The organism is Cytobacillus pseudoceanisediminis (genome assembly GCF_023516215.1).
GTDB classification, from domain to species: Bacteria; Bacillota; Bacilli; order Bacillales; family Cytobacillaceae; genus Cytobacillus; species Cytobacillus pseudoceanisediminis.
Map to the genome: position 1 here is coordinate 1,566,940 of NZ_CP097349.1, position 22,548 is coordinate 1,589,487.

The 22,548-nt window shown below is 41.6% G+C and carries 18 protein-coding genes, 4 pseudogenes and 1 riboswitch; of the genes and pseudogenes, 14 read left to right on the forward strand and 8 right to left on the reverse strand.

The features are described 5' to 3' along the window. Positions 1-86: 86 nt before the first annotated feature. From metH to M5V91_RS08390, 5 genes and pseudogenes are all read right to left on the reverse strand, one after another. Positions 87-3,531, reverse strand: a pseudogene (gene metH / locus M5V91_RS08370) (methionine synthase). After that, positions 3,524-5,373: pseudogene (locus M5V91_RS08375) on the reverse strand (bifunctional homocysteine S-methyltransferase/methylenetetrahydrofolate reductase). The pseudogenes metH and M5V91_RS08375 overlap by 8 nt, the downstream one beginning before the upstream one ends. A gap of 4 nt (positions 5,374-5,377) precedes the next feature. Then, positions 5,378-6,562 carry a cystathionine beta-lyase gene (metC, locus tag M5V91_RS08380; protein WP_009334539.1) on the reverse strand — a complete coding sequence of 395 codons (1,185 nt, stop codon included), beginning with the start codon at positions 6,560-6,562 and terminating at the stop codon, positions 5,378-5,380. Continuing rightward, the gene (locus tag M5V91_RS08385; protein ID WP_192908609.1) at positions 6,559-7,671 is read right to left on the reverse strand and encodes a methionine biosynthesis PLP-dependent protein; all 1,113 of its coding nucleotides are present in this window, start codon (positions 7,669-7,671) and stop codon (positions 6,559-6,561) included. Before M5V91_RS08385 ends, metC begins: the two co-directional genes overlap by 4 nt. A gap of 75 nt (positions 7,672-7,746) precedes the next feature. Beyond that, a riboswitch (SAM riboswitch) is annotated at positions 7,747-7,861 on the reverse strand. A gap of 200 nt (positions 7,862-8,061) precedes the next feature. Next, positions 8,062-8,241 carry an H-type small acid-soluble spore protein gene (locus M5V91_RS08390; RefSeq protein WP_009334541.1) on the reverse strand — a complete coding sequence of 60 codons (180 nt, stop codon included), beginning with the start codon at positions 8,239-8,241 and terminating at the stop codon, positions 8,062-8,064. 164 nt (positions 8,242-8,405) lie between these two features. Here M5V91_RS08390 and M5V91_RS08395 point away from each other — a divergent pair, with 164 nt between their 5' ends. From M5V91_RS08395 to M5V91_RS08410, 4 genes are all read left to right on the forward strand, one after another. Further along, on the forward strand, positions 8,406-8,645 hold the full coding sequence (locus M5V91_RS08395) for a hypothetical protein (RefSeq protein ID WP_009334542.1): 240 nt from the start codon (positions 8,406-8,408) through the stop codon (positions 8,643-8,645). A 616-nt stretch (positions 8,646-9,261) separates the two neighbouring features. After that, entirely contained in the window at positions 9,262-12,105 is a 2,844-nt protein-coding gene (sucA, locus tag M5V91_RS08400; protein WP_217024875.1) for a 2-oxoglutarate dehydrogenase E1 component, read from the forward strand. A 1-nt stretch (position 12,106) separates the two neighbouring features. Further along, positions 12,107-13,360, forward strand: a complete 1,254-nt coding sequence (gene odhB / locus M5V91_RS08405) for a 2-oxoglutarate dehydrogenase complex dihydrolipoyllysine-residue succinyltransferase (protein ID WP_009334544.1) — start codon at positions 12,107-12,109, stop codon at positions 13,358-13,360. A gap of 118 nt (positions 13,361-13,478) precedes the next feature. Next, positions 13,479-13,607: a hypothetical protein gene (locus M5V91_RS08410; protein WP_257781262.1), complete on the forward strand. Its 129-nt coding sequence runs from the start codon at positions 13,479-13,481 to the stop codon at positions 13,605-13,607. A gap of 69 nt (positions 13,608-13,676) precedes the next feature. Here M5V91_RS08410 and sda read toward each other — a convergent pair whose 3' ends face one another. Continuing rightward, entirely contained in the window at positions 13,677-13,808 is a 132-nt protein-coding gene (gene sda, locus M5V91_RS08415) for a sporulation histidine kinase inhibitor Sda (protein ID WP_009334545.1), read from the reverse strand. A 208-nt stretch (positions 13,809-14,016) separates the two neighbouring features. On the opposite strand from sda, the gene M5V91_RS08420 reads away from it, so the two are divergent. The 9 genes and pseudogenes from M5V91_RS08420 (at position 14,017) to M5V91_RS08460 (ending at position 19,518) form a co-directional block, all read left to right on the forward strand. Continuing rightward, on the forward strand, positions 14,017-14,784 hold the full coding sequence (locus M5V91_RS08420; protein WP_284521999.1) for a VOC family protein: 768 nt from the start codon (positions 14,017-14,019) through the stop codon (positions 14,782-14,784). 39 nt (positions 14,785-14,823) lie between these two features. Then, positions 14,824-15,215 (forward strand): annotated as a pseudogene (locus tag M5V91_RS08425) (secondary thiamine-phosphate synthase enzyme YjbQ). 240 nt (positions 15,216-15,455) lie between these two features. Next, positions 15,456-17,108, forward strand: a complete 1,653-nt coding sequence (locus tag M5V91_RS08430) for an AMP-binding protein (RefSeq protein ID WP_251175632.1) — start codon at positions 15,456-15,458, stop codon at positions 17,106-17,108. A 160-nt stretch (positions 17,109-17,268) separates the two neighbouring features. Further along, on the forward strand, positions 17,269-17,427 hold the full coding sequence (locus M5V91_RS08435; RefSeq protein ID WP_009334549.1) for a hypothetical protein: 159 nt from the start codon (positions 17,269-17,271) through the stop codon (positions 17,425-17,427). A gap of 96 nt (positions 17,428-17,523) precedes the next feature. After that, positions 17,524-18,084, forward strand: coding sequence for a gamma-glutamylcyclotransferase family protein (locus M5V91_RS08440; protein WP_284522000.1), 561 nt, complete (start codon positions 17,524-17,526; stop codon positions 18,082-18,084). Beyond that, positions 18,036-18,323: a gamma-glutamylcyclotransferase family protein gene (locus tag M5V91_RS08445; protein WP_284522001.1), complete on the forward strand. Its 288-nt coding sequence runs from the start codon at positions 18,036-18,038 to the stop codon at positions 18,321-18,323. The genes M5V91_RS08440 and M5V91_RS08445 overlap by 49 nt, the downstream gene beginning before the upstream one ends. A 174-nt stretch (positions 18,324-18,497) precedes the next feature. Continuing rightward, positions 18,498-18,746: a hypothetical protein gene (locus M5V91_RS08450; RefSeq protein ID WP_064328215.1), complete on the forward strand. Its 249-nt coding sequence runs from the start codon at positions 18,498-18,500 to the stop codon at positions 18,744-18,746. 280 nt (positions 18,747-19,026) lie between these two features. Further along, complete coding sequence (locus M5V91_RS08455; protein WP_026041563.1) at positions 19,027-19,269, forward strand: hypothetical protein; 243 nt, start codon at positions 19,027-19,029, stop codon at positions 19,267-19,269. A gap of 46 nt (positions 19,270-19,315) precedes the next feature. Next, positions 19,316-19,518: pseudogene (locus M5V91_RS08460) on the forward strand (DUF6501 family protein). A 40-nt stretch (positions 19,519-19,558) separates the two neighbouring features. Here M5V91_RS08460 and M5V91_RS08465 read toward each other — a convergent pair. Then, the gene (locus M5V91_RS08465; RefSeq protein ID WP_019379843.1) at positions 19,559-20,113 is read right to left on the reverse strand and encodes a YhcN/YlaJ family sporulation lipoprotein; all 555 of its coding nucleotides are present in this window, start codon (positions 20,111-20,113) and stop codon (positions 19,559-19,561) included. Positions 20,114-20,228: 115 nt separating this feature from the next. Next, on the reverse strand, positions 20,229-21,017 hold the full coding sequence (yidC, locus tag M5V91_RS08470; RefSeq protein WP_019379844.1) for a membrane protein insertase YidC: 789 nt from the start codon (positions 21,015-21,017) through the stop codon (positions 20,229-20,231). Between the two features lie 847 nt (positions 21,018-21,864). On the opposite strand from yidC, the gene M5V91_RS08475 reads away from it, so the two are divergent. Continuing rightward, positions 21,865-22,485 (forward strand): lysylphosphatidylglycerol synthase domain-containing protein, encoded by a 621-nt coding sequence (locus tag M5V91_RS08475; protein ID WP_284522002.1) that lies wholly within the window; start codon positions 21,865-21,867, stop codon positions 22,483-22,485. Positions 22,486-22,548: the final 63 nt, after the last annotated feature.

Here is a 22,548-nt window from a genome sequence, read left to right on the forward strand (position 1 = left end):
CTCACCTCCTTGCTATGTAACCATTGTATAGGTATTTAAAGGGGAAAGGCAAATACCCGGCAATCTTTTAATTGCCGGGTTTAATACTATCTTAATACATTAAAATATCTTGCTTCCGGATGAGCAAAGACCATTGCAGAGACAGATGCTTCCGGTTCCATCATGCATTCTTCTGTTAGCTTAACCCCGATATCCTCAGGCTGTATAAGCTTAAATAGCTTCTTCTGGTCCTCTAGATCAGGGCACGCAGGATATCCATAAGAAAAGCGTTGTCCCTGGTACTTCGCCGCAAAACGGTCCTTCATAGTCATTTCAACTGGATCAGGGAATCCCCAGCGATCCCGTATCTGACGATGGATCAGCTCGGCAAGCCCTTCAGCTGTCTCCAAAGCGAGCGACTGCAGGGCATGGCTTTCCAGGAATCTGCCTTCGGCTTTTAAACGGTCTGCTATACCGCGTATACCTTTTCCGGCAGTCACAGTAAAGAAGGCAGCATAATCCATTTGACCGCTTTCTTTTGATCTAAGGAAGTCCGCCAGACATAGGAATGGCTCCGTTTCCTGACGCGGGAACTCAAACGTTTCAATGATCGTTTTTTCATCTTCATCATAGATATACACCTTATCGCCATCTGACTGGGCAGGGAAGAATTGATAAACTGCTTTTGGTTCAATCCAGTTTTTCTCTTTTGCTTCAGCAATCAGTTCATCAACCATTGTGTTAATCTTAATCGCTTTTTCATCTTTTTCTGCAAGCAGCTTTTGCAAGTTTCCTTTTAAGCCAAGGTGATGGCCAATCAGCATTTGCTTATTTATATACGGCTCAATATGTGAGAGGGAATATGTTTTCAGCAAATGCCGCTTTAAGTCTTTTGGAACAAAAACTGGCACTTTTGTGCTGACTGTTGGTTTAGGCTTTACTGCAACTGCAACCGATCCGCGGTCAAAAGGGACTGCATTCAGGACCGCTGCCTGTTTTTCTGCCTGCTGAATCCGCAGTTTCTCCACTTCTTCTGGCTCCTGAAGCTGATTGGCTAGAGAAAGTCCATTCATGGCATCCTTGGCATATAGCACGAGTCCATCATATTCTTTGGAAATTTTAGTATCTGTAAACTTTCTCGACAATGCAGCGCCGCCTACTAATATCGGAATATCGATTCCTGCCTGTTTCATGTCATGTGCCGTAATGACCATCTGCTGTGCGGATTTAACAAGCAGACCTGAAAGGCCGACCATATCCGGATTCTCACGCCTGATTTTTTCAATCAATTCAGCAGGGAGACCTTGATTCCCAGGTCTATCACTTCATATCCATTATTGCTTAAAATAATATCCACAAGGTTTTTCCCTATATCATGGACATCCCCTTTAACGGTTGCCAGGATGATTTTCCCCTTGGATGAAGATTGTGCAGCATCCTTTTCCATATATGGCTCCAGATATGCAACAGATGCTTTCATAACCTCTGCACTTTGAAGGACTTCTGCAACAATCAGCTGGTTATCATTGAACAATCTTCCTACTTCCTTCATTCCATTCATTAATGGCCCATTAATGATATCAAGCGGAGCAGGGTATGCTTGCAGAGCCAGTTCAAGATCAGGCAGCAGCCCTTCTTTTGTTCCCTCCAGAATATAATAGGCGAGGCGTTCCTCAAGCGTCATATCCGGGAGGACACTTTTACTTTCTTTCTTCTTATCCCGGTAAAAATCAGTGAAAATGGCAAGTGATTCATCAGTAGTTTCGAAAAGAAGCTTTTCAGCCATTAAGACCTCTTCCTTTGAAATGGAGGCAAATCTTTCGAGCTTTTCCGTATTCACTATCGCATAATCGAGTCCTGCTTGAGTACAGTGATAAAGGAATACTGAATTTAATATCTCCCTGCCGACAGGAGGGAGGCCAAATGAAACATTACTGATTCCCAATATGGTTTGAACCTCCGGTAAAGCCTCTTTAATAAGTCTTATCCCATCTACCGTTGCCTTTGCAGACCCGATGTATTGCTCATCCCCTGTGCCGACAGGAAAGACGAGGGGGTCAAAAATAAGATCCTCAGGCGGAATTTGATACTTATTTACAAGCAAATCATACGAACGCTTTGCAATTTCCAGTTTTCTTTCAGCCGTAACACCCATTCCGGCTTCATCTATAGTACCTACTACCACAGCTGCACCATATCGATGGATCAGTGGGGCAATAGCTTCGAATCTTTCTTCGCCATCCTCCAGATTAATGGAATTTATGATGGCTTTACCCTGTGAATAGGTGAGGGCCTTCTCGATAACCGTTTCATCAGTTGAATCAATGACCAGCGGAACCTTAATTTTTTTACTAATTCCTTGATAAAGTTTTCAACATCCTGCATTTCTTCACGGTCAGGATCTGCAAGGCAAATATCAATTACGTGGGCTCCGCCTTTTACTTGCGCCCGGCCTATTTCAGCAGCTTCCTCGAACTTTCCTTCAGCAATCAGTCTTTTAAACTTGCGTGAGCCAATTACATTTGTGCGCTCGCCGACCATAATGGGCCTTAATGTCGGGTCATCATAAATCAGAGGTTCAATTCCGGAAACTTTATGCACTGAATTCCCCTCATAATTTCTGGGTTTATAATCTTTAACCGATTCAGCAATCGCCTGAATATGTTCAGGGGTGGTTCCGCAGCAGCCGCCTACGATATTCAGCCAGCCTTCCTTGGCAAAGCCCTCAAGCTTGCTCGCCAGTGATTCCGGAGTTTCATGGTACTGTCCTTCTTCATCAGGCAATCCTGCATTGGGATAGCAGCTGACTGCAGTAGATGCCAATCCTGACAGAGAACGGATATGGTCCTGCATGAATTCGGGCCCTGTCGCACAGTTGAGTCCGACTGCCAGTGGTTTCATATGTTCCAGCGAAATATAAAATGCTTCAATCGATTGGCCAGCAAGAGTCGTGCCCATCGGTTCAATCGTTCCCGAAACGATAAGCGGAAGTTTTATTCCCGTCTTTTTTGATGCATTTTCAATGCCGATAAAACCAGCCTTCACATTCAGCATGTCCTGGCTGGTTTCCAGGAGAAGAAGATCGGCTCCACCGTCAATTAACCCTCTGGCTTGTTCTTCATAAGCCGCAATCATTTCTTCAAATGTAGACCCGCCGGTTACACTCAGCGTCTTCGTCGTAGGACCCATGGCACCAGCCACATATCTTGGCCATTCAGGAGTTGAAATGCGGTCTGCAGCTTCCCTGGCAATTTCAACAGCAATTTTATTTAGTTCATAAGCTTTTTCTTCCAGATCGTAATCTGCCAGAACAATGCTGGTTGCGCCAAAGGTATTGGTTTCAATAATATCTGCGCCGGCTTTTAAATATTCAAGGTGAATATGTTCGATCACCGAAGGAGCTGTTATATTTAAATTCTCGTTGCAGCCTTCATATTCTTCGCCGCCAAAGTCAGCAGCGGTAAGATCGGCCCTCTGCAGCATGGTGCCCATTGCTCCATCCATAATCAGGATTTTCTTTTTTATCTGCTCCTGCAGTGATGGTTTATGCATGTTGTTTCCTCCTTGAAAGCCGTTCGGTTGTCTCACGGGCATAGTTTGATAGTTCAACAGTCATTTCATAGCGCATAAATGGAGTGATGAGGTAAATGCCATTAAACAGCTCTGCCGCGGCATCGATCAGCGACTTGGCAATAGCTATGCCTTCAGCTCCAGCCTGTGCAGGATCATCCTTTAATGAAGCCATCCGGTTTCTAATGCTGTCGGAAATTTTGATTCCAGGAACTTCATTATGCAGAAACTCAGCATTCCGGCTGCCGGTAAGAGGCATTAGGCCTATATAAACAGGTGCTTTTAAATCTTTCACAGCCTCATGAACTTCCAGCAGCTTCTCTTCAGAAAAAACAGGCTGCGAGATGAAATAGTCCGCACCATGTTCAATTTTCTTTTCAAGCCGTCCAACAGCTTTTTCCAATGAGCGGACATTGGGATTAAAAGCCCCTGCAACTGAAAAGGCAGCTTTCTGGCCGAGATCTTTCCCTGAAAAAGATAACCCTTCATTTAACTGCTTGATCATACTGATCAATTCAAATGATGAGACATCATATACAGAAGATGCTCCTGGAAAATCACCGACACGTGCAGGATCACCCGTTACGGCAAGAATATCATTTAATCCAAGTGCGTGCAGACCCATTAAATGGGATTGCAGTCCAATAATATTCCTATCCCTGCAGGTCACATGAACAAGCGGGCGCAATCCTGTCTGCTGCTTGACGAGATATCCAAGCGCAGAGTTGCATACCCGGGGGAAGCAAGGGAGTTATCTGCAAGTGTAATAGAATCTATTCCGGCTTCTTTCAATGCTTTTGCACCTTCGAAAAAGCGTGAAGTATCAAGCTTCCTTGGAGGATCCAATTCAACAATGACAGAAGGCCTTTCCCTGACAATATCTTGAAGAGGAGGGAGCTCTCTTGATGATGATGGCTTTTCAGAAACCATGACTTTATTGATTGCCTTTGTCTCTTTTTCCTCTATTGGCGGAAGTCCTTTTAAAACGTCAGAAAACGCCTTGATATGGTCAGGTGTTGTTCCACAGCAGCCTCCAAGCAGGCGGACACCCTGATTTCGGAATTCAATCGCTGACTGCCGGAAATATTCTGCATCTCCTTCATAATGAAATTTGCCATCCGTATAGGCTGGAATACTGGCATTTGGATAAGCAGAAAGATAGGCATGCTTTGGCAAAGGCACACTTTCGAGAGTTTTCAGCATATGATGCGGACCAAGCCTGCAATTGATTCCCACAACATCCGCACCAATTCCTTCAAGCTTTGCTAAAGCATCAGCGATAGAAGTCTGGTTCTGAAGAACACCCGCTTCCTGAAGAGACACCTGTGCGATAATCGGCAAATCAGTTTCTTTCCTGGCTATGGCAAGGACAGTCTCAAGCTCTTCCAGGTCATAATAGGTTTCAAGCAAAATACCATCTACATTCTCAAGCAGCAGGCAATAAAGCTGCTCCCTGAAGCTTCTTTTTATTTCTTCAAGTGTAATCATGTTGGGCTTGAATCCCCTGATCCCGCCGATTGTACCAGCAACATATGCGCGTTCCTTGGCAGCTTTTTTGGCAATCCTTGCTGCAGCACTGTTAATCTCCTTAACGGAGTCTTCCAGTCCATATCGCTGAAGCTTCAAATAATTCGCCGCATACGTATTTGTTTGGATCAATTCAGCCCCTGCGCCTATGTATGCTTCATGGATGTGCTGGATCTGTTCAGATTGTGATAAATTTAATTCCTCAAAACAGCTGTCGGTACCATAGGAGTACAGAAGAGTTCCCATCGCGCCATCTGCTATGATGATTTCATTCTTTAATTTATTTAGGAAACTCAAAATATCACCCCCGCTGTAAAATCGAATGTTTTGTTTTTCCGGCAGCAGATAAAGCTGCCTTGAAATCTTCTATAATATCATCTGCGCTCTCCAGGCCAACAGATAGACGAAGAAGACTGTCCGTTATTCCGCGCTGCTCCCGTTCGGATGCTGGCATGGCTGCATGTGACATTTTTGCAGGGTAGGAGAGGATGGATTCAACAGCTCCCAGACTTACTGCAAAAACAGGTATTTTCGCATTTTCAACAAATGTTCTCATCGATAGCTCATCTTCAAGCTCAAAAGATAGGACGGCACCTGCGTTCACAGCCTGCATTTTCTGGATTTTATATCCGGGATGATCTGCAAAACCTGGATAATGCACCTTCTTAACAGATGGGTGATCATTAAGGAAACCAGCAATTTTCTTAGCTGATTTCACAGACTGATCAAGCCTGACCTGCAGCGTTTTAATGCCTCTCAGCACAAGCCACGCATCCTGAACACCCAAAACGGCTCCAAAGGAGTTCTGGAGAAAAGCAAGTCTTGCACCTAAATCCGGATCTTTCACAACCGCTAGGCCAGCCACGACGTCGCTGTGTCCGGATAAAAATTTGGTTGCGCTGTGCAGCACTATATCTGCACCTAAAGAAAGCGGTTTTTGAAGGGCAGGGGTCAGGAAGGTATTATCCACAAATGTCAAGGCTCCATGCTGTCTTGCAAGTGAACTGATGGCCTGTATATCTGTCACTTTCAGCAGCGGGTTGGAAGGAGTCTCTACATAGAAAACTTTCGTGTTGGGACGGATTGCTTCTTTTACTTCCTCAAGATTTGTCATATCAACAAATGTGTGCTCAATGCCAAAGCGGGACAGGACTTCTGTTGTCATTCGATAGGTTCCGCCATATACATCTTCTGTAATGACAACATGATCTCCCTGAGATAAGAGGAGGAATGCTGTAGAAATGGCAGCCATTCCAGAAGAAAAGGCAAACCCTCTAATACCTTCTTCAAGCTCCGCGATGACTTCTTCAAGTGCTTCCCTTGTTGGATTCAGGCTGCGGCTGTAATCATATTTTCCGAACACATCAATATCTTTTTGATGAAAAGTGGAGGCATGCTGGATCGGTACACTGACAGCTCCTGTTTCCGGGTCGAATTTTTGATTATTGTGAAGTAATTTCGTTTGGAATGTGTAATTCGAACTCATCGTACTGCCTCCTTAACAACCTTAGCAAAAGCATGTTCAAGATCCGCCTTCAAATCTTCTGCATTTTCTATTCCAACCGAGAAACGCAGAAGCCTATTACAGACACCGGTTTCAATACGGATTTCTTCAGGAATGTCCGCATGTGTCTGGGTTGCTGGATAAGTTATGAAACTCTCGACTCCTCCAAGGCTTTCAGCAAAGGAGATAAGGGAGAGGCTCTGCAGAAATGGATTCACCCAGGATTCATCCTTGATTCGGAATGATATCATTCCGCCCTTGCCGGGATAAAGGACATCTGTTACTGCATCGTGGCCCGATAAAAATTCTGCTAATTCCTTCGCATTTTCTTCATGACGTTCCATGCGGAGAGAGAGTGTCTTCATCCCTCTGATCAACAGCCATGAATCAAAAGGGCTAAGGACAGCACCTGCGGCATTGTGGTTCATCGCCAGTGCCTCACATAACTCTTTGCCTTTTGCAACAATTAATCCGGCAAGGACATCATTATGCCCGCCAAGATACTTGGTTGCACTATGGATCACAATATCAGCTCCAAGCTTTAACGGCTGCTGAAGGAGAGGGGTATAAAACGTGTTATCAACTATAAGGAGGATATTATGCTTTTGGGCAATGTCTGCTATCAATTGAATGTCAGTCTGTTCCATAAGCGGATTAGTTGGAGTCTCCAGAAATATTGCCTTGGTCTTTTCCGTGATTAATAGTTCAACATCTTCGGAATTGCTGGTATTTACATATTTGCACTGAAGTCCCCACTTCTTGAAGCCCTGTTCAAGCAGACGATATGTACCGCCATATAAATCCTTTGATACAATCCATTCATCTCCGGATTTAAAAAGAGAAAGAATGGTAAGAATTGCGGCCATTCCAGAACTGCAGGCATAGCCTTGGTCGCCTTCTTCCAGATCGGCGATTGCCTCCTCAAGCAGCTGGCGGGTAGGGTTGCCTGTTCTGCTATAGTCAAAGCCAGTTGACTGGCCAATGCCTTCATGGCGATATGCCGTGGAAAAATATACGGGCGGGTTGACAGCACCTGTTGCTGACTCGCTCCTGTTTCCGATTTGCGCTAATCTGGTGTCAATATTATACATGCTTGTAACCACTCCTTATAAAAAATAAAAAAAGCCTTCTATAAGAAGAAGACTTTTTAATGTGATCAGCCATTCTTCTTATCTTTCAAGTTTTAGAAACTTGCAGGAATTAGCACCTTTTCAATCAAAAAAATGATTGCTGGTTGCTGAGGCGTCGTCGGGCCTTACCCTCGACCTCTCTGGATAAGAAATCAAATATTAAATTTTCTCTAAACTTTACTACAGTAAACCGCTAATCGTCAACACTTTTTTGAATATTTTATGTTATAAAAAATATCCGACCAGGTATCTTGGGTCCTTTTGCCCTCAGTCTCCATTTTTTAGGGGGAATGAGGAAAATTTTGAACAAAAAAACTTCCCATCAGATTCTGGAAAGTTTTTTTGGGGTATTCATTCTTCAATCAAATCGTTAACCGGCACATCCATTTCTTTTTCAGAATCTGCTTTTGTGTAAACACGTGCTGTCTTAGTCTGCTCATCTACATGCTGAATGATGATCGGGATGCCATTCAAAGTAACACTGTGCATTTCAGCAGACTCAGCAATCTCTTTTGCTCTGCCAATATTCATGGAAAAACCTCCTGAATTTGAATAATTTTAATGTGTCTTAAAAATACACAAATTATTCTTTTGAAAAAAACCTGGCATAAAATGTTAGAAGGGGATCACTTTAAAGTTCAGAATATTTGTTTTATAATGAACGTAAATGAAATTTTTCTTGGAGGGGAGCTAATATGCGTGAACATAGCCACTGCCGCCACCGGTTTGCGGAATCCGAGGGTCCAGCAGTATTCCAGACCATGGATGGCATTGAAGTAAATGTTTCTGGTTCCATGTTCGAAAAATGTACAACTTGCGGCCATTTTGATTTTCCTGTGGAAACGAGAGAAGCAATTGAATCTTCCCTAAAAGAAAACAGAAAAAATGCGAATGCAGTGAAACAAATCTATATTAACTTAGTTGAGACTTTTTAAAGCCGGACGACTGCCGGCTTTTTTATTTTGTCTTCTATATAAGAAAGTGCTTTTACAAAATGTTTTTGAATTTTTGCTTGAACTTAGTTATTAACCTGAACTGATCATCGCTATGGGCACATGATTCTCGAAAATTCATCCGCATTTTCGTCGTGCGGTATTAGTCAAGGAAGCCTTTTTAAATGTCCTGCGGCAGGAGAGGGAGCGGGAGACCGCGCAGGCGGAGCTGAGGACCTCTGTTCCTCCCGGCGGAAAGAAGGTCCCGTGCTGAAATCAGCGGGCAACATTTTAAGTATAATAACAATCTAAAATGAACCCCTAAAAACCACCCAGTTATTTCTTATTTATAATTGTTTAACATTTAACAAAACATTTTATTAGAATAAGTAATTACTAAAAAAAAATTTTTAATAGTTTTCCACTATATTCATGTTTTTATCTTTGTACAACTAGATTTTCCGTGTTAGAATAACTGTGGAAACGTTTTATCCTCTGAAAAATATTATTATTCGTAAAAATAAAACGTTAATGCATCATATAGACGGGTATTGTATTTTCAGGGGAGAAAAATGTATTTGAATTATTTACTTAAAAACAGTTATGGAGGTAATTTTCCATGAAAAAGCCATCGAATGGTGAGGGACCTTTTGAACAAGGATTTCATGGCCCCAACCTTGGCTACGTTATTGAACTATATGAAAGATACTTAGAGGATCCATCTTCTATCGATCCTGAAATGAAAGACTACTTTGAAAGAAATGGTTCCCCTCTAGCGAGTGAAGGAACTCCGCAAATGGCTTCATCAGCAAATCAGCCAATGAATGCCGGACAGCTTGAAAAAACACTTGCTGCGATTCGCCTTGCTGATAATATTCGCACATATGGCCACTTGGCTGCAGATATTTATCCGCTGGGTAACAATAAATCTGAAAGTGCATTATTCGAACTGAGCAAATATGGCTTAACTGAAAATGATTTAAAAGAGATTCCTGCCGGTGTTATTACTAAAGACGCCACCTATCCATTACGCAACGGACTTGAAGCAATTGAATTCCTGAAAAGCGCTTATATGGGACCAATTGCGTTTGAATTCCAGCATATATTTGATGAAAACGAAAAAGACTGGCTTCGCCGTAAAATAGGGGCCAACAGCCATAAACTGTCAATGCAGAAGGCAGAAAAACTGAAAGTTTTAAGAAGACTGACTGAAGTTGAGGAATTTGAAAAGTTCCTTCATAAAACATTCGTTGGCCAGAAAAGATTCTCAATTGAGGGTCTTGATACAATGGTTCCTTTACTGGATGAAATTGTTTCTGAATCCGTTTCTGATGGAGCCAAAACGATTAACATCGGCATGGCCCACCGCGGAAGATTAAATGTTCTTGCCCATGTGCTTGGAAAGCCGTATGAAATGATCTTCGCGGAATTCCAGCATGCGCCAAATAAAGAACTGGTTCCTTCCGAAGGATCGATCGGAATCAATTACGGCTGGACAGGCGACGTTAAATATCACCTTGGTCTTGATAAACAGATCAAAGATGAGAATACGACCATAGCCAGACTGACATTAGCTAACAATCCGAGCCATCTTGAATTTGTAGGTTCACTGGTTGAGGGCTATACCAGAGCTTCACAGGATAATAGAACAAAGGCCGGTTATCCTGAAGTAGATCCAAAAGCTGCTTTAGCCATTATCATTCATGGAGACGCAGCATTCCCAGGACAGGGAATTGTAGCAGAAACACTGAACCTTGGACAGCTGACTGGCTACAATACGGGCGGTTCGATCCATATCATTGCCAATAATACAATTGGTTTCACAACAGAATCACATGATTCACGTTCTACCAGATATGCAAGTGATCTTGCCAAAGGTTATGAAATGCCAATTCTGCATGTGAATGCAGATGAACCTGAAGCAGTAGTTGCAGCGGCAAGAATTGCTTGTGAATATCGTGCGAAATTCCAAAAGGATATCCTTATCGACTTAATCGGATACCGAAGATTTGGGCACAACGAGATGGACGAGCCTATGACGACTAATCCTCTTATGTATAACATTATTCGCAAGCGTCCAACCGTGAAAGCGCTGTATGCTGATAAGCTTCTAAATGAAAAGATCATTTCCAAAGAGGAAGCAGAGGGCATTCATCATGAAGTACTGGAAAAAATGAAGGCTGCCTATGAAAAGGTTCCAAAAGAAAAGAAAGAGGCGGAGTTAACCAATCCACCTGAAACAGTCGAAAAGGGTCTGCCAAAAATTAAAACAGCTGTGTCTGTCGATAAATTAAAGCAAATTAACGAAGAATTATTAAAATGGCCAGAGGATTTCAAAGTGTTTGATAAACTCGGCAAAATCCTGCAGCGCAGATTGGAAGCGCTTGAAGGAGACGGCAAGATTGATTGGGGACTTGCCGAAACACTGGCTTTTGCAACCATTTTATCTGATGGTACCCCTGTCAGACTGACTGGCCAGGATTCCGAGAGAGGTACATTTGCACAAAGAAACGTTGTTCTGCACGATCATACAACTGGAAAAGCGTATTCACCTTTGCACAAGCTTTCAACAGCTAAAGCATCATTCGCTGTCCATAATAGCCCATTATCTGAAGCTGCTGTCGTAGGCTTTGAATATGGATATAATGTATTCGCTCCGGAAACGCTTGTTCTATGGGAAGCTCAGTATGGTGATTTTGCCAATGCGGCACAGGTAATGTTTGACCAGTTTATTGCTGCTGGCCGTGCGAAATGGGGCCAAAAATCAGGTCTTGTCATGCTTCTTCCACATGGCTATGAAGGACAGGGACCTGAACATTCAAGTGCCCGCCTGGAAAGATTCCTGACTCTTGCAGCAGAAAACAACTGGACAGTTGCTAATCTATCTTCTTCAGCACAGTACTTCCATATCTTAAGAAGACAGGCTGCCATTCTCGGAAAAGAGGAAGTTCGCCCGTTGGTGATCATGTCTCCTAAGAGTCTGCTGCGCAATCCGAATGTCGCTTCAAATGGACTCGAATTGAGCGAAGGAGAATTCAAGTCTGTTATTGAACAGCCTGGCTTAGGCCAAAATCACGAAAAAGTGAAACGCATCATTCTTGGAACAGGTAAGATCACAATTGATTTATCCGAAAACCTGAAAAACTACCAGGATCAGGATTGGTTCCATATTTTACGAGTGGAAGAAATCTATCCGTTCCCAATGAATCAAATTAAAGAAATTTTAACCCGCTATCCTAATGTAGAAGAAATCGTTTGGATTCAGGAAGAACCAAAAAATATGGGTGCATGGAATTTCGTTGAACCTAGACTGAAAGAAATCGCAGGCAGCGATATCGATGTCAGCTACATTGGAAGAAGACGCCGTTCAAGCCCGGCTGAAGGTGACCCGACTGTTCATAAGAAAGAACAAGCACGTATAATAGATGAGACCCTAACACGGAAGCAAGAAGGAGGAAATTAAGGTGGCAGAAATCAAAGTTCCAGAATTGGCGGAATCCATTACAGAAGGTACGGTGGCACAGTGGCTAAAACAGCCTGGTGATACAGTAAATAAAGGGGATTATGTTGTAGAACTTGAAACAGATAAAGTAAATGTTGAAATCATTTCTGAACATAGCGGTGTTTTACAGGAAATTAAAGCACAGGAAGGCGACACGGTTAATGTTGGTGAAACCATTGCTATCGTTAATGAAAGCGGACAAGCTGCACCTGCTCCAGAAAAAACGGAAGAAAAACCTGAGGCTCCTAAAGCTGAACAGCCTAAAGCAGAGGATCAGCCCGAACAGCCAGCAGCTGAAGAAAAAGCTGGCGGACAGCGTCCGATCGCTTCTCCGGCAGCACGCAAGCTGGCAAGAGAAAAAGGGATTGACCTAAGCCAGGTGCCGACAGCTGATCCACTGGGAAGAATCAGAACCCAGGATGTTGAATCCTTCAATCCAAATCAAGCAAAACAGCAAGCTCAGGCACCAAAACCGGCAGCAGCTTCTAAACCTGCTGAACAGCCAGCCGCCGGAAAAGAAGTGGAACGAATCAAAATGTCACGCCGCCGCCAGACCATTGCAAACCGCCTTGTAGAAGTTCAGCAAACTGCAGCGATGCTGACAACGTTCAATGAAGTGGACATGACAAATGTGATGAACCTTCGTAAGAACCGCAAAGATAAATTCTTTGAAGAAAATGATGTTAAGCTTGGCTTCATGTCATTTTTCACAAAAGCGGTAGTAGCAGCCCTTAAGAAAAATCCTTATTTAAATGCTGAAATTCAAGGCAATGAAATTGTCCTTAAGAAATTCTATGACATTGGTATTGCCGTGTCAGCACCAGAAGGTCTTGTCGTGCCGGTTGTACGTGATGCAGACCGCAAAAACTTTGCTGAAATCGAAAAGGATATCATGGACCTTGCGGTTAAGGCGAGAGACAATAAACTTGCTTTATCAGATCTGCAGGGTGGAAGCTTCACTATCACTAATGGCGGTGTATTTGGCTCCATGATGTCTACTCCAATCCTGAACGGACCACAGGTTGGTATTCTTGGAATGCATTCCATCCAATTGCGCCCGGTTGCAATTGATGCTGAAAGAATGGAAAACCGCCCAATGATGTATATCGCACTTTCCTATGACCACAGAATTGTTGACGGTAAAGAAGCTGTCACATTCCTGAAACGCGTCAAGGAACTGATCGAAGATCCTGAAAGCCTTCTTTTTGAAGCATAATAAAATAGAAACCAGAGCGGAATCGGCTCTGGTTTTATTTTTTCTTTATTGAAAATTATTTGCATTAAGGAAACATTGTACTTGTTATGCATAATATATTAAAAAGCAGGTGATGAGCTTGAGACGAAGACAAATGAAGATACTGCAATACAGTACGGTTTTAAAGAAACTCGGTGTTCTCAGTGAACAGGAATATGAAAATATTAAAAAGGCTAATAATCTTTCAGCATACTTGCGGAAATATTAAAAAAAGCGGGAATAGCTCCCGCTCCTACATATTTACTAAGTATTTGGCAAATTACTATTAAGTTGAAACTTACTCTTTAAACGGCTTCAATCCCCGTTTTTGAATTTCAGTTTTTAATATCCTAATCCATTCCTTTTCAGACCCTGACTTCAATGCATCACGATACGAGACGACCAGCTGTTCATTACTCATAATTTTCATTATGCATACCTCCTGGTTAAATGGATTGAATATTCTATTTTTAATTATTGTAAAGGTTTTTTAAGTTTTTGTGAACCCTTTATAAAGAAAAGATTTATTTCATTATGATGACATTTTTTGCGGCGCATTTCAGCAGCTGATAGTGGACTCGAATACAAACCGAAGGTAAGATTTATATAAATAGATTGCTGAAAGGAGGAAGCCGCTAATGAATCTGGCACTAGACCATCTCGTACACTTTATTAAAGCTGAACCATCTGAACCAGTGAAGAAATGGGGGAATGTGGGATATAAAGCAGTATTGGGAGGAAGCCATGAGAACTGGGGGACATATAACAGCCTTTTATATATCGGGCAGTCATACATTGAATTTTTATCAATTGAATCAAATCATATTGCCGCTGCTGCTGAAAACCCGCTCATTAAACAGCTGACAGATGAACTCCCGTCAGGGGAAGGCATCGGGCAGCTCTGCTTCCGAACCAGTAATATTGAAGAGCTAAAGGCTGAATTAAAGAGGAAAGGCTTTGAGTCCCTTCCAATTTTTGAAGGAAGCAGAAAGAGGCAGGATGGAAGCTTGCTTTCGTGGAAGATGCTGTTCTTTAAAGAAAACCCACATTATAAATATCCTTTCTTTATTGACTGGGGCGTGGAAGACGATAGAAGATTTGAAGAACTGCGACATCTTGGCTTTATTGATGAAAACCTTGAAAATAAAAAAATCGAAGAAGTGTTTATAGCCTCCAATGACTGTGAAAAGTCTGCGGAGTCATGGAAGGCGATTATGCCGAATTTCATGGCTGATGTTTACATAAACAGCAATGGAAAAGAGAAGAGAGCATCCATTGGAATTGGATCAGTAAAACTCACCTTTTGCCAGCCATTACTGGATGAAGGAAGGGTTTTGGAAGTTCTGAAAAAAGAGGAGAGAAGCCCTTTGCTGTTCAGCTATCGCCTGGCCTTGAAAAAGAAATAACCCTATTTGAAGCTGTTTATTTTTAAAGGAGGAAGCCCATTGTTAAGGAAATTCACTGTAAACACTTCTGAACGAGACCAGTTTCTCGAAATAACTTCAGAAGTACAGGCATACATTAACCAGTGCGGAATCGCTGAAGGAGCAGCAATCGTCTATTGCCCGCATACAACTGCCGGCATCACCATAAATGAGAATGCAGATCCGGATGTTAAGACAGATTTGATCCGCCGATTCGATGAAATATATCCTTGGGATCAGCAAAAGACCTTCATATGGAAGGGAATACCGCAGCGCATATGAAAGCGGTCACTGTCGGTTCCTCACAGCATATCGTCATTACAGAAGGACAGCTGCTTCTGGGCACCTGGCAGGGTATTTACTTTTGTGAATTTGACGGACCAAGGACGAGGACATTTTATGTAAAAATTTAAGATTGAACATAAAAGAAGCTGCTCCTATATTAAAGGGCAGTTTTTTTATTATGGAGAATCCACATTAGATGAATCTATAGTTATGAGAATTGAGCCGGAAAAATTTATAAGTTATCAATATATGAAAATATTGAATATTCAGCAATATATGATAACATAAAATGTAAGCGTTTTAGATCAGCATCTTAGGGAACTCTTTACACAATGAATAGATCATCATATACCAAGGAGGATTTCTGGATGACGGAATTATTGAACCTAACAGTAGGGAAGCTCCTGGAGGAGAAAGCCGGCCTTCACCCGAATCACGAAGCAGTAGTTTACGCAGATCGCGGGCTCCGAATGAGTTATAAGGAGTTTAATGAATATTGCAGGCTTGCTGCCAAAGGGTTTATGAAGCTGGGTCTTGAAAAAGGAGAGCATATTGCCGCATGGTCAACCAATACGCCCGAGTGGCTTACATGCCAGTTCTCAACAGGCAAAATGGGGGCTGTCCTTGTAACAGTTAATACAAACTATCAAGCTGCTGAGCTTGAATATCTATTAAAGCAATCTGACAGTACAACCATTGTTCTGATGGAAAAGTTCAGAGAAACCTCCTACATAGAAATGCTATACAGTATCGTCCCGGAACTTAAGGATTCTGAGCCAGGGCAGCTGAAAAGCAAAAGACTTCCTTTTTTAAAAAATGTTATCGTGATGGGAGAAAAACGTTTTCCCGGAACTTACAGCTGGGAAGATATGATCAGGATGGGCGAATCAGTTCCAGACGCAGAACTCAATGAGCGTATGGAGAGCCTGGATCCGGACGATGCCATCAATATGCAATACACATCAGGGACGACAGGCTTTCCAAAAGGGGTTATGCTAACCCATAACAACATTGTTAATAATGGCTATAATATTGCAAATTGCATGCGTTTAACAAAAGATGACCGCTTATGTATTCCTGTTCCGTTTTTCCATTGTTTCGGGTGCGTGCTGGGAACGATGGCATGCATATCCGTCGGCGCAACCATTGTGCCGGTCCAGGAGTTCAGTCCTAAAGCCGTTCTGAAGACGGTCCAGGATGAGAAATGTACAGGCCTGCATGGGGTGCCGACAATGTTTATTGCAGAGCTGAATGATCCCGACTTCTCAAAGTATGATCTATCGACTCTCCGCACTGGCATAATGGCTGGATCCAATTGCCCTATTGAAGTCATGAAAGGCGTTATTGAAAGAATGGGTGCAAGCGAAATAACCATTGCTTATGGACAAACAGAATCCTCTCCCGTTATTACGCAGACACGGACGGATGATCCGATTGAGCTGAGAGTGGAATCTGTGGGAAGAGCACTGCCGAATGTGGAAGTAAAAATTGTGGAACCAGGCACCAATAATGAAGTACCTACTGGAGAACAAGGGGAATTGTGTACAAGGGGCTATCATGTCATGAAGGGATATTATAAAAATCCTGATGCTACGAAAGAAGCCATTGATGAAGAAGGCTGGCTCCATACAGGTGATCTCGCTGTAATGGATGAGAACGGGTACTGTAAAATCACTGGAAGACTAAAGGATATGATCATTCGCGGAGGAGAGAATATATATCCCCGCGAAATTGAAGAATTTCTTTATACGCATCCAGCGATCCTGGACGTTCAGGTAGTTGGAGTCCCAGATGCCGTATATGGTGAGGAAGTGGTCGCCTGGATAATCCTTAAAGAAGACGCTGAATTAACACCAGCCGACCTTCGGGAATACTGCAAAGGGAAAATTTCACGCCATAAAATCCCCCGCTATATTGAGTTTACTAAGCAGTATCCAATGACAGCATCCGGAAAAATCCAGAAATTCAAATTGCGTGAACAGGCTAAAGAAGTCATTGAAAAAGCAAATACATTGAAATAAAGGACATTTAACCTGTTGGGACTTTTCCAGCAGGTTTTTTTATGGAACTCCGCCTTCCCTCATTCATAAGTCTTAATAAATCTCAATCTCCCAGCCAATGTTTTACTGCGTGAAAGTATATAAAATGAGATTAAAGATAAAGTGAAGGGAGAAATGGAAAATGTATGAGGACATCTATGTCATAGAAATTTTAAATAAAGCTAAGCTTAAGGAAATTGCTGAACTAAACACGGCTGATCCATTTCAGGAAAATACGAAGGAAAAATTGTGCTGCAGGCTTCCTTTAGCAAAAAAGTTCACAGTATGCCAATGCAGCTAGGACGGGGAATATTCTCCGTCCTATTTTTTTGAAAAGAATCTTCTGAAAATGATAGTATAATAAACAAAAGAGAATAAAAAGGGGGAGCAAGTGCTAATGACAACACAAAAGCTGTTTGTTTATGGAACCTTAAGAAAACATGAGTCAAATCACTTTGTTTTAAAAGGCAGTCCCTGCATTGCCGAGCAGGCATGGGTATATGGGGAGTTATATGATACTGGACTCGGCTATCCCTCTATGAAACCATCACTTGACCAAAAAGTATATGGAGAGCTTTATGAAGTGCATTTAGATCATTTCACTGACCTGGATGAACTTGAAGATTTTATCCCGGGCAGGAAAGATAATTTATATGATCGGGTGGAACAGACTGTTCATACTGATGCAGGAGAGGCAAATGCACTAGTATACGTCTCTTGCCGGGATGATCTTTTAGCCGAACCCATTCTTTATGGAGATTGGAAGCTCTACCGTTTAATGAAGGATAAGCCCGAAAAGACCTTTTATTTTGCATACGGTTCCTGCATGGATGATGAGCGGTTTTGTGTGGCAAAGGTAGATCATCATTTTAAAAGCATTGTCGGCGGGGGACGCTCACCGGTTATTCGATGCAATACCTATTTTCCAGGGATGATGGAGGAAGGGCGGACATTATAGAAAATGGCGGCGTCACAGAAGGAGTTCTATATGAACTTCCTTATGAAGGAGTTGAATACCTGTTCCATAGAGAAGGTTTTTATGGTCAATGGTATCGTCCTGCCTTTGTGAATGTCAAAGTTGGAGATAAGTTATATGAAGATGTCCTGACTTTTCATGTCTACAATAAAAAGGGCGAGCTTCCCCGCCAGATCATTACGCTCTTGAAATTCTCCGGGGGCAAGAGGCAGAGTAAGTGACGATTATTACCGGAAGCTTGAACAGCAGCTGGAAACACTGGGTGTTCAAATTAGATTGGATGCATAGCAGCATAAGACTTAAGGATGAGCATATGTTCATCCTTTTTTCTATATTGTATGGCTGCTGATTCTTCTACAATAAAGGCAGTTAATATGGAATAGGAGGACCATACCATGCATGGAGCAAAATTATATGAAGCACATCTTGATTCAGCCAACTTGGAACGAAGCATCGAGTTTTATGAAAACCTTGGCTTTAAAGCAGCGTACAGAATAGAAGACAGGAAAGCAGCATTTTTCTTTTTGGGGGAAAATAAAGAAACATGCTGGGCATCTGGGAAACAAAAGACTCCCCGATTAAGAGAAGTCATATTGCGTTTTCCGTTTCGCCAGCCAAGCTGCGGGGAACTATGCCTTTTTTAAGGAAAAAGGAATCGAGGCGAGGGAATGCTTTGGCCTACCACCGAAAGAGCCGATTGTCCATACTTGGATGCCAGCTGCTTCGGTATATTTTTATGATCCAGACGGCCATTCATTAGAATATATAGCTGTCTTAGAAGGGGAAGCAAGACCTTACTTGAATCCAACGTACTTAAGTGAATGGGAAGGAATAAAATATGCAAAATTTTTAATTGGTGGTTTGAAACAGGCTAAGCGGGTGGTATATTACCTTTGCCATCATCTTAGAAAGAAGGTCATCAAAATGAAAATTATAGCAGATAATGGCTTTTATGAAGTGGAATATGATAACGAACATTATGACAATTTAGAGTTTGTACGAATAGACCAAATCTGTGAAATTAACTATGTAACAATGAAAAACACAATAACGGGAGAAGTGTATACCTTTGAAGCGGATAAAATCAGGAGATTCCGGAAATTAATGAAGTTAATGCCAGAAGTTAAAGAGAATCTTATTGCAGACAGCAGTTCGTATTCTTTATAATAAATACTAATCAATAAAGTATGCAGACTGTGAAGGAGTGGCAATTATGATTCATTTAAAATGGCATGAACGAGAAACATTGAAAAAGTAAAATGCGTGCATACAGATGCAGCAAAATACATTGTAAACCGGGCTTTAACAGCAGGGAATATCTATAACGTAAAAAATGAAACTGAAGAATTCTATTTCATCGAAGACAATTCCGGAAAAGTAAGCGGATTTTATAAAGACTATTTCCAGGATGCTTAATTCATTAAAGAAAACGGCCTTATGAAGGCCGTTTTCTTTTTTACCTTTGTGCAGGGAAAATTCTGCGGACAGTTTCTGTAAATTCATCAAAAAATCCTTCGATTGGCTGACCAGCTCGAATGTCCTCTGTATATCCTGTCATTCGATCATAAAAGTCGGGGTTAACAGAAACGTATACATTATCAATATCCTGATCGACTGCTTTAACCTGATCTGAAATCTTCCCCTCGACATCCTTAGTCAAATCTCCATTTCCATCACTCAAGCGTGCGGCAACATAGGCATTATTATCTGTCACGATTACATTCGCAGTCTCAACCTCTGGAATGGAAGTAATTTTATCGGCAGCTTTATCAGCAACCTTCATTCGCGGGGATTCATTTTGATTTTCATTGTCCGTTCCTGTGCGGGTAAGATCAATCCCCGGTTCAGTTGTGCGTCCATTTTCGCCATAGTTGCTGTCGTTTACTTTTGTAGGCTCTGTCAAGTCTCTGTTTCTTTGAGCTGTTTCATTCATATCCGCGTCATTCATGCCGCAGCCTGCAAGCAATGCAGCTGACAAGGCCCCTGCCAAAAATAATTTCCTCTTGATCATTCACTTTCCTCCTTCCGTTTTCCCCCTTATCTTTCCATGAATAGGTGCTCTTATACAGATTCTTTAATAAAATAAACAAAAAAGGAGCAGGGCATTAAGCCCGCTCCTCATATAATTATGATTCTGACATGATCTGCACAGCATCAGGTTTATCTTTTGTATATAATCTTCTGCCAAGCCATGATTGAAAAACTAAAAATATTCCGCCCGCAGTCCAATATAGCGGCAAAGCTGCAGGTGCATTTAAAGAAACCAGCATAATCATTACAGGAGATAATAAACCAATCAATTTCATTTGCTTTGGCGTTTGAGCAGTCATATTAGTTAGAGTGAACCGGTACTGAAGATAGTACACAATTCCTGCAATGATTGTGATCCAAATATCAGAATGACCAAGATTGAACCAGAGAAACGAATGTGCAGCAATTTCCTGATTTCCTCTTATGGCATAATAGAACCCCATCAGAATGGGCATTTGTATAAAGATTGGCAGACATCCTGCAGCATTCAAAGGATTTACTCCATGAGATTGATACAAACCGAACATTTCCTGCTGCAGCTTTTGCTGCTCCTGTGGTTTTTTCGCTGTTTTCAGCTTTTGCTGGATTTTTTCAAGTTCAGGTTTTAACTTATCCATTTTTTCTTTCATTAAGCTTTGATTTTTATATTGTTTGAGCATTAATGGCATTAATATCAGCCTAATCATTATGGTAATGAAGATAATAGCCAGGCCGAAATTGCCATGAAAGAAAACAGCTGTTCCATGTATTGCCAATGCAAACGGATCGACAAAATAATGATGGAAAAAGCCTGTTCCTTCTCCTCCTTGTGCCTGACAGGCAGATAAGAATATAGGCAGTACAGTAATCATGGTAATGGCTAGCAACAGTTTAATTTTTCTCATACAGGTCAAACCTCCCGCTATAATTTTTTTAAAATAGGGGAGAGACCTTCTGGCTCATCACTTTGTTCACCTTTTTTCAGTATAAGTTTTGCAATCCAGGACTGAATCGAATCGCAAATAAAGCCCCGATCCATGCGGAACTCTGGAAGGCTTTCATATTCTCTTTGTTCATTCTCAATATATCTGCTACTGTATAAAGTCGGCTCTATTTTCCAAATGATTAACAGCTTGGCAGCTAAACCAATGATATATGTTAAATACAGAGTATATTCTGATGAAATAAAAGACGATTCAGTTATTATTTCAAAGATATTATTTCACCTCTATTCACAGATTTAAGTATAATTGAATGCTCTATTGAAAACAATTGCAGATGTAACCAATTGCAAAAAGTTATCGTTTGTCCATTCTATTGTACCTATACAGGAATATAATAGGAGAAAGTATATATATTATCGGCTTAGTTTGATACACTCTATCAGGGAGATTAATTAATCATTATCTCTAGTTCAATACATGAATGGTGGGGTATTTTGTCTTTGTTAAAACAAAAAACAATTATAACACTTTCCAAACTCCTCGTACCCTTATTCATTTTGCTGATTGTCATGGTGGAGGCAAAAGGGATATTCATTGATTTTAATTGGGCTCTCCTTGAGCTTTATATTGACCGGCTAACCTTCCAAAGGCTATTTTTTATCGTTTTATTGGGACTGGCTGCACTTTTTCCAATGTATTTTTATGATGAAATACTCCAAAGGCTTTTCAGAATTAGAGTGCCTAAAAAAAGCTATTATTTTATTCTTTATCTGCCAATGCATTCTCTAACTTTCTCGGATTTGGGGGTGTGGCCGGAGCTACACTCAGGTCCTATTTTTATAAGGATTACCTGACTGCCAATACTCCGTATATCAAAATAATTGCCAAGCTGTCGCTTTTTTACCTAACCGGCTTGTCCATATTGTCATGGATCGTCCTTTTTACAGATTTACATTTATACGATGATGTTAAACTTATAAAGATTGCAGTCTGGGCCGTTGCAGCTTATACACCTCTGCTGCTGTGCGTTTACTTTTTTAAGTCGTCTTTTTGGAATACGAAGCACATCAAAAAAGGATTTGCAGGGGAATTGCTGGCTGTTTCTTTATCAGAGTGGCTATTTATCATCATTTGTATCTGGGGAATAGCCCGGGCACTTGAAGTATCGATTTCATTTTTTGTTCTGTTTCCCATTGTCATCATTTCAGCTTGCGCTGGCATTGCGAGTATGATCCCTGGAGGAATTGGTTCATTTGATTTTGTATTTTTGATCGGACTGGAATCACAAGGTGTTCCCACCGAATTGGGGCTCTTGATTCTCATGTTCTACCGTCTCAGCTATTATGTAGTTCCTGTGTTTATTGGCACTCCCTTTGTCATGAACCAGTTTTGGAATAACAGAATGCCGAAAAACAGCTTCAAAATATAAAAGAGCCTTTGTGGGCTCTTTTTTGCTGTCTAGCTCCAGCGGCTCCTAGAAACTCGGGATCAT

Bases quoted from the DNA above. Each gene is read 5' to 3' on its own strand.
- M5V91_RS08450 (WP_064328215.1), top strand. From the start codon at position 18,498: ATGCATGGAGCAAAATTATATGAAGCACATCTTGATTCAGCCAACTTG.
- M5V91_RS08385 (WP_192908609.1), bottom strand. From the start codon at position 7,671: ATGTATAATATTGACACCAGATTAGCGCAAATCGGAAACAGGAGCGAG.
- yidC (WP_019379844.1), bottom strand. From the start codon at position 21,017: ATGAGAAAAATTAAACTGTTGCTAGCCATTACCATGATTACTGTACTG.
- sda (WP_009334545.1), bottom strand. From the start codon at position 13,808: ATGAAAATTATGAGTAATGAACAGCTGGTCGTCTCGTATCGTGATGCA.
- M5V91_RS08465 (WP_019379843.1), bottom strand. From the start codon at position 20,113: ATGATCAAGAGGAAATTATTTTTGGCAGGGGCCTTGTCAGCTGCATTG.
- M5V91_RS08395 (WP_009334542.1), top strand. From the start codon at position 8,406: ATGCGTGAACATAGCCACTGCCGCCACCGGTTTGCGGAATCCGAGGGT.
- M5V91_RS08435 (WP_009334549.1), top strand. From the start codon at position 17,269: ATGTATGAGGACATCTATGTCATAGAAATTTTAAATAAAGCTAAGCTT.
- sucA (WP_217024875.1), top strand. From the start codon at position 9,262: ATGAAAAAGCCATCGAATGGTGAGGGACCTTTTGAACAAGGATTTCAT.
- M5V91_RS08445 (WP_284522001.1), top strand. From the start codon at position 18,036: ATGCAATACCTATTTTCCAGGGATGATGGAGGAAGGGCGGACATTATA.
- metC (WP_009334539.1), bottom strand. From the start codon at position 6,562: ATGAGTTCGAATTACACATTCCAAACGAAATTACTTCACAATAATCAA.
- M5V91_RS08430 (WP_251175632.1), top strand. From the start codon at position 15,456: ATGACGGAATTATTGAACCTAACAGTAGGGAAGCTCCTGGAGGAGAAA.
- M5V91_RS08455 (WP_026041563.1), top strand. From the start codon at position 19,027: ATGAAAATTATAGCAGATAATGGCTTTTATGAAGTGGAATATGATAAC.
- M5V91_RS08440 (WP_284522000.1), top strand. From the start codon at position 17,524: ATGACAACACAAAAGCTGTTTGTTTATGGAACCTTAAGAAAACATGAG.
- M5V91_RS08390 (WP_009334541.1), bottom strand. From the start codon at position 8,241: ATGAATATTGGCAGAGCAAAAGAGATTGCTGAGTCTGCTGAAATGCAC.
- M5V91_RS08420 (WP_284521999.1), top strand. From the start codon at position 14,017: ATGAATCTGGCACTAGACCATCTCGTACACTTTATTAAAGCTGAACCA.